Origin of the sequence: Buttiauxella sp., assembly GCF_035271705.1 — a bacterium.
Classification (GTDB): Bacteria; Pseudomonadota; Gammaproteobacteria; order Enterobacterales; family Enterobacteriaceae; genus Buttiauxella.
This window is the reverse complement of sequence record NZ_DATERI010000091.1, coordinates 1-7,416: the sequence shown is the minus strand read 5'-3', so window position 1 is coordinate 7,416 and position 7,416 is coordinate 1. Positions and strand designations below refer to the sequence as shown.

At 46.3% G+C, this 7,416-nt stretch carries 6 protein-coding genes; 2 read left to right on the top strand and 4 right to left on the bottom strand.

Features of this window, described 5'->3' with window-relative positions; genetic code table 11:
• Positions 1 to 204 (top strand): putative PEP-binding protein (locus VJY99_RS08250; RefSeq protein WP_318377381.1); only part of this gene is annotated, 204 nt, incomplete at its 5' end.
• Positions 205 to 244: 40 nt separating this feature from the next.
• Positions 245 to 754, top strand: a complete 510-nt coding sequence (gene crr, locus VJY99_RS08245; protein WP_324117573.1) for a PTS glucose transporter subunit IIA — start codon at positions 245 to 247, stop codon at positions 752 to 754.
• Between the two features lie 66 nt (positions 755 to 820).
• Here the strand turns inward: crr and VJY99_RS08240 are convergent, their stop codons facing one another.
• From VJY99_RS08240 to cysM, 4 genes are all read right to left on the bottom strand, one after another.
• Entirely contained in the window at positions 821 to 3,487 is a 2,667-nt protein-coding gene (locus VJY99_RS08240; RefSeq protein WP_324117572.1) for an alpha-L-rhamnosidase, read from the bottom strand.
• 102 nt (positions 3,488 to 3,589) lie between these two features.
• Positions 3,590 to 4,894, bottom strand: coding sequence for an MFS transporter (locus VJY99_RS08235; protein WP_324117571.1), 1,305 nt, complete (start codon positions 4,892 to 4,894; stop codon positions 3,590 to 3,592).
• A 55-nt stretch (positions 4,895 to 4,949) separates the two neighbouring features.
• On the bottom strand, positions 4,950 to 5,852 hold the full coding sequence (locus VJY99_RS08230; RefSeq protein ID WP_324117570.1) for a helix-turn-helix domain-containing protein: 903 nt from the start codon (positions 5,850 to 5,852) through the stop codon (positions 4,950 to 4,952).
• 173 nt (positions 5,853 to 6,025) lie between these two features.
• Complete coding sequence (gene cysM, locus VJY99_RS08225) at positions 6,026 to 6,937, bottom strand: cysteine synthase CysM (RefSeq protein ID WP_324117569.1); 912 nt, start codon at positions 6,935 to 6,937, stop codon at positions 6,026 to 6,028.
• Positions 6,938 to 7,416 lie beyond the last annotated feature (479 nt).

Here is a 7,416-nt window from a genome sequence, read left to right as displayed (position 1 = left end):
GAACGTGCTACACTTCTGTTGCTGGGTATGGGTCTGGACGAATTTAGTATGAGTGCCATTTCTATCCCGCGCATTAAGAAGATTATTCGTAACACGAACTTCGAAGATGCGAAGGTGTTAGCAGAGCAAGCTCTTGCTCAACCGACAACGGACGAGTTAATGACGCTGGTTAACAAGTTCATTGAAGAAAAAACAATCTGCTAATCCACCGGATGCGGCCCAATTTACTGCTTAGGAGAAGATCATGGGTTTGTTTGATAAACTGAAATCTCTGGTTTCTGATGATAAAAAAGACACCGGAACCATTGAGATTGTTGCCCCACTTTCTGGCGAAATCGTCAATATTGAAGATGTTCCAGATGTGGTGTTCGCCGAGAAGATCGTTGGTGATGGCATTGCAATTAAACCGACTGGCAACAAAATGGTTGCTCCGGTTGACGGCACCATCGGTAAAATCTTCGAAACCAACCATGCTTTCTCTATCGAATCCGATAGCGGCATTGAGTTGTTCGTTCACTTCGGTATCGACACTGTTGAACTGAAAGGCGAAGGCTTCAAACGCATCGCAGAAGAAGGTCAGCGTGTTAAGAAAGGCGACGTAGTTATCGAGTTCGATTTGGCCCTGCTGGAAGAGAAAGCGAAGTCTACCCTGACTCCGGTTGTTATCTCCAACATGGACGAAATCAAAGAGCTGATCAAACTGACTGGTAGCGTAATTGTGGGCGAAACCCCAGTTATCCGCATCAAGAAGTAAGCTGTCCGCACAATAGAAAACGGCACCCTTGTGGTGCCGTTTTTGTTGGTATTGACCCTATAAACACTATACGCAAAGATACTCTAGTTGGTATTCCCCTGAGCCCACTTGCGCCGTCCAGTTATCACCTTGCTGTACCATCTCCATATCCTGCGCCTCAATCACTTCTCGCACTGCTGAAAGATTGACGGTTGCCTGCGTATTGTGGGGAACACGAATATTCAGCGTAACAATTTTCCCCATCTCGCTGTCGCGCACTTTCCAGGTGACGCCTATTTCACCGTACCCAGACTGATAAGCCGCCTCTACCCATGAAAGATCTCCACCAATAACCGGAGAAATTATCACGTGTTTAAACCCGGGGGCATTCTCATCAGCCTCAATACCCGCAACAGAACGATATAACCACTCCCCTACCGCACCATAGGCATAATGGTTAAAGGAGTTCATATCCGCGCTCCACATCGAACCATCAGGCTTAATACCATCCCAATGCTCCCAGATGGTCGTTGCCCCAGCCTTGACCTGATACAACCAGGAAGGGAAATCGTCTTTTAGCAGCAGCGCCCACGCTTCTTTTTCCCGTCCATTCTGGCTCAGTGCATGGCAAAAATAAGGAGTCCCAACAAAACCTGTCACCAGATGGCCATCATGCTCATGCAACAGTTCAACCAGCGTATTTACCGTACGTTCGCGGAACGGTTCAGGCACCAGATTAAAATAGAGCGCCAAAATATGCGCAGTCTGAGTTCTCGCCGCCAACCTGCCTGATGGGGTGAAAAACTCATCCTGAAAATGCTGTACGATCTGCTGCTGTAAAGCATGGTACTTCAGGTAATCTTCCGTACGTCCAAGCGCTTTGGCTGCCAGACTAAACAATCTCGTTGAATGGGCAAAATAAGCGGTGCTCACCAGATCCACTGGCGTCGCGCCAAAGTAACTCCCTTCTTTGGCATCCAGCGCCACCCAATCGCCAAATTGCAATTTATAGCGCCAGATATGATTCTCTGAATGCACCACCATAAACTCGATCCAGGCTTTCATGCTTTCATATTGCTGTTCAAGAATGCGGGTGTCGCCGTACATCAGATACATCGTCCAGGGATTGATGACCGCAGCATCAGCCCACGCCGCCGCAGAGTGCGTCCCACCTTCAGCGAGGTTGATATCATTCGCGCAATGCCCAGTCAGGATGTCAGGGACGACATGCGGCACGCCGCCTTCTGGCGTCTGGTCATGTTTCAGATCCCTGAGCCATTTAGCGAAGAAATTACGCGTGTGCATCAAATAGCTGGCGGTACGGCAAAAGATCTGCGCGTCCCCGGTCCACCCTAGCCGCTCATCGCGCTGTGGGCAGTCAGTGGGGACATCGACAAAGTTTCCTTTCAACCCCCACAAGATATTGCGATGCAGTTGGTTTAAATCTTCATTTGAGCAGTTGAAATGCCCGGTAGGAGCCATATCCGAATGGAGCACTAGCGCTTTGAAATTCTCAGGCACTATTTTGCCTGGGTAGCTTTCGACTTTAACGTAACGGAAACCCTGGTAAGTAAACTGCGGATGATAAACCTCCGCCGCACCGCCTTTTAAGATATATTCCACGCGTTGTTTCGCAGAACGCAAATTATCCAGATAGACATTGCCTTGAGCATCCAGCGTCTCGAAATGGCACAGGATAACTTTGTCACCGAGCTTGCCGTTCACTTTGAATTCAACCCAGCCACTCAGATTTTGCCCAAAGTCGATAACCGTATCGCCCTGCGGCGTGATGATTATGGAGGCGGGTTCCAGCGCGGCTATTTTTTTTACCTTGCAGACACCTTGCGCGGTCAGCACTTTTTTATCAAAAGAGATAAGGCTGACAGGCCGCCAGTGAGTGCCATCAAAGCCCGTATTGTTCCAGCCTTCGTGCTCAAGGCTCGCGTCACAGATTTCACCGTCATAGATTTCCGAGAACAAAATCGGTGAATCTTCCGCACGCCAGGAATCATCCGTTACGATAATTTGCTGAGTTCCATCCTGATAATGAATGACTAACTGGCAGATCAGCGCAGTTTGTTGACCATAATAATTTCTGTCACGGGTGAATCCCATATCGCCTTTAAACCAGCCCGCCCCAAGCTCCGCGCCAATCACGTTATCGTCACACTGGAGTTGCTCGCTCAAGTCGTAAGTTTGGTAAAGCAGATGGTTAGGGTAACTCGTCCAGCCAGGAGTCAGCACATCATTACCGACTTTGTGACCATTGAGATAGAATTGATAAAGCCCTAAAGCTGAGACATGTAAATACGCAGAGGCAACGGCACTGCCTTTGGTGAGTGAAAATGATTTTCTCACTAATGTGACTTTAGAGTTATCTTTATCGGCCGAAGTCTCGGCAGAAATAAAATCACCACCCCACGGGTTTTCCATCATCCCAGTAATAAATTCAGCAACTGCACTCCATGGACTTTCTTCACCATGGTTATCGTTAATCTTCACTCGTACAAAATAACGCGTTGATGGACGCAGTAAAACATCGCTAACATTGACATTCGCTGACGTGTCACTGCTTATGACTCCGCTATCAAATAATGTCGCGTCAAAATATTTATCAATACTCACCTGTAGCTGATAGCTCACTTGCTTAACATTTTTTTGATGGCTTTCAATCTCCCAACCGACAACCGGGAAATTATCGACACCCGATAGAGACAATTCATAGTCAAGCGTGATCTTTTTTACTGATAGCATAATGATATGTTCCTTAGATAACTGAATTATTTTTATACCCGTCATACTTCAAGTTGCAGGGGGGTTGGCTGCAACTCGAAGTATTTTGGCTATACAAGATAATTATTTCGTCTGAATGACCTCTGCGGGAAAGGTCACTGCGGTAATGTGTTTTTCCATTACCATTTCACCTTCACTGGAAAATTCATTACGTTGCTGACGGTGGAAACACACCCAACCAATCAACATACCCAGTGCAACGATTGAAGAAAGAATGATATATAGCACCACTGGACCGGCCTCGAGTAAGCGCGGGGTGACGAATGCTAATAAAGCACATGAAAAACGGGCGACACCGACAATCGCACCCTGTGCAGTTGATCGAAGCATGGTAGGGAAGGATTCCTGTGACCAGACTTTCATTATTCCCTCAAAGGCCATCCCGCTACCTATTGCTGTAAATAACATGAAGCAGAACCACGATAATGGAGAAAAATTAAGTAACACTGGCATTAAGAAACCGCCGGTAAAAAAGAATGAACCAATAATAAATACCAGCATCCTTTTGGATGTATCGACCATTTTCATAAATAACAAACCGGACAACACGCCCACTGGCATCAGCAGTAAATTCCACAGAGAATTTTTCTCGACCGAGATCCCAACAACATTTACCGCGACATACGTCCCAAATTGCCCACTAGTATTGGCAGCCAGATTGACCAGAGTATAAAAAAGGCACAGAGCCACGAACGGCCATAAATACTTCCCGTGCAGCAAATCTTTAAACGATGACTTTTGTGCGCGAACCGTTATCACTCCTCGGCGATTCTCATCACGGGCAACCAGCCACATTGGTGATTCAGGGATAGTCCAGCGCAACAGCAGTAATACGGCGGCGACAATACCGACATGGAGATACATAATTTGTGCCCCCAATTGCCCCCAACCACCGACGACTGCCGAAATCCCCATCGTGGTACTGATACCTACCATCCAAAGAAGATTGGATAACCCGATAATCTTGCCGCGGTTGTTATCGTTGGCCGCTTCTGCAATGGTGGCTAAAGAAACGGGTAAGTCTGCACCAGTCGCCAGACCAACCAATATTGTTCCAGCCAGTAACATGATAAATACGTCACCGTATGCCAGCATCAGCGTTCCCAAAACAATCATTGCCATGGTGGCAATAAAGACTTTGCGCCTACCGAGGCGATCCCCGAGTCTGCCGCCTAAAAATGCTCCGATAGCAATACATAGCGTTAATACGCCTGAAAGGATGCCAATATCGGTAGAAGTAATACCGATGGCTTTCTGATAGATAACTAATGCCGTACCATTAGAAACAATAGCGGCTGAATCAATATAAGAGGCCATACCCGAAACCACACCGATATACCAGGGGTTTACGGCTTTTGTACTATCCATGATAATTGCTCCATTAAATTGCTTTCACGTCATCAATAACTGACTTTTCCTGTACTTATTGGTTGGTAATGGAATGACTTAAATGCCGTTCTTGAGAAGGTGTATGAAGAAATCTTTTTTTATAACTTTCAGTTAATCGCGAAGCGTTTATAAAACCACAGGCCAGCGCAATATCTTTTATTGGTCGCTCCGTTATACGCAACAACTCTTGTGCCTTTAACAAGCGATAAATATGTTGAAATTGTTCAGGTGTGGTACCGGTCATTTGTTTAAAGAAACGAAACATCGTCCGTTTAGACATTCTACTGTCCTCACATAAGTTGTCCCAATTTATGTTTTGCGTATAATTTTTCCGTACATAGTTAAACATTTTTTGCCTGACACTTTCATCGACACGATTCCTTTCGCCTTTTCTTGTCACACAGTGGTAAAGAACAGAGATTATCTCCAGGATAATGGCCTCGGTTGCCGAAAAATAAATATCATCAAAATCGTCATCACGTCTGTCGCTGACTTTCTCAGTTAGCAAGACTATTTTTTCGAGTTCCCCCTCGCCCAGCACAAAAATCCCTCTGGAATCAGGTATCGCTTTCGCTCTTACGTTACCGAGTAACTCATCAATATTTTGTATAAATCTAAAATGCCTTTGTTTATGTAACAATAGATTTATTAATGATAAATTGTTTGTCGCCTCGTAATAGTGAATATCATTTGCCGAAACAAAGAAGAAGTCACCGGGGCAAACCAACTCAACCTGGTCATTAATAATATGAAAACCACTTCCGCTGCGCACAATAACTAACTCATCAAAATCATGACCATGCACATCCGCCATTTGCTGGTTATCTAACATAAATAAACAGAACGCATGGGCTGGCGAAAGAAAAAAATCCTGGGGCTGCTTAATATCCACCTTTTCACCTGCTTTATATTTATCATGCAGTAGTGAGATGAACATTAGAGCGCAATATTAATGACAAGTCATTATAGGGATATGGCACTACACCGTAATTGGCCGTGACATTACTATCATTTTTATCTATTAACTGAGGGAAAGATGACTGACAAACGGGGGAGGTGTTGATGTGTAACCACAGCCCAGTGACCTGGGCCGTGGCTATCATTGATGATTCAAATACCCGAGCCTTGCGAATAACTGTCTTCGCTAAAGACCCCGGTGGATAAATAACGATCGCCGCGGTCACAGATGATAGCGACCACGACAGAACCCGGGTTTGCCTGGGCGACGCGTAATGCACCGGCCACCGCACCGCCTGAACTCACGCCGCAGAAAATCCCTTCTTCACGTGCCAGACGACGCATGGTTCTCTCGGCCTCGACTTGTGACATATCAATCACTTCATCAACCAGACTCGGATTGAATATCTTCGGCAACCACTCTTGCGGCCAACGGCGGATACCCGGAATACTGCTACCGTCTTCTGGCTGTAACCCAACAATTTTTACCGATTTTTCTTGCTCACGCATGAACTGGCTTACGCCGGTTACTGTTCCGGTCGTTCCCATGCTTGAAACAAAGTGCGTGATACGTCCTTGGGTCTGTTCCCAGATTTCCGGCCCGGTGGTGCTGTAATGTGCGTAGGGATTATCAGGATTATTAAATTGGTCGAGAACTTTGCCTTCGCCGCGCGCATCCATCAGACTGGCCAACTCACGAGCCCCTTCCATGCCCTGCTCTTTGGTTACCAGAATCAGTTCGGCACCATAAGCCTGCATCGCCGCTTTGCGCTCCATACTCATGTTGTCCGGCATCAACAACTTCATACGGTAACCTTTCATGGCGGCAATCATCGCCAGCGCAATTCCGGTATTCCCGCTGGTCGCTTCTATGAGCGTATCTCCAGGCGAGATTTCACCGCGAGCTTGCGCACGCACAATCATTGAGAGTGCCGCTCTGTCTTTTACTGAGCCTGCAGGGTTATTCCCTTCAAGCTTTACCCAAATTTCACTGCCGTTTTCGAGCCCAGTGCGCTGTAATTTAACCAGAGGCGTATTGCCAATTGTGCTTTCTAAGGTATCCACTTGCCTGCCCACATACTTACCTAAAAATAAGAAAAGCGGCCACGTGGGCTAACACCGTTAGTTTAAGAACGATATATCCGGGGCGACCACCGGGTTTGGCGTCCCTCCGGGAACCAAATCCCGGTGTTTCCCCTCATTCAATGGCTTAATTGAACGGTGTTACGTGAAAGCGGGTTTTTTTAAGTTAAAAAACATCCTGAACACATAAAGACTATGGCGGCCCGTACCGTTGACCCTATTGTGACAGGCGCTGTATTCATTACCGCGCTGCAAACTACTGCCTCCCCCAAATGCATCGAGCACCGTTTCAGAAATCTCTTTCCTGTATTGATGCTGCTTTTTCCCCCTCCATGCGACAAAAAGCTGTCACGACGCAGTAAAAATCGATCAAAAAATAAACCCAATTAAACATTATAAAAACAATTAGTTAAACTTTAATCTTCATTTGAAGCTTTTTTAATCATGTCGTGCTGATCACA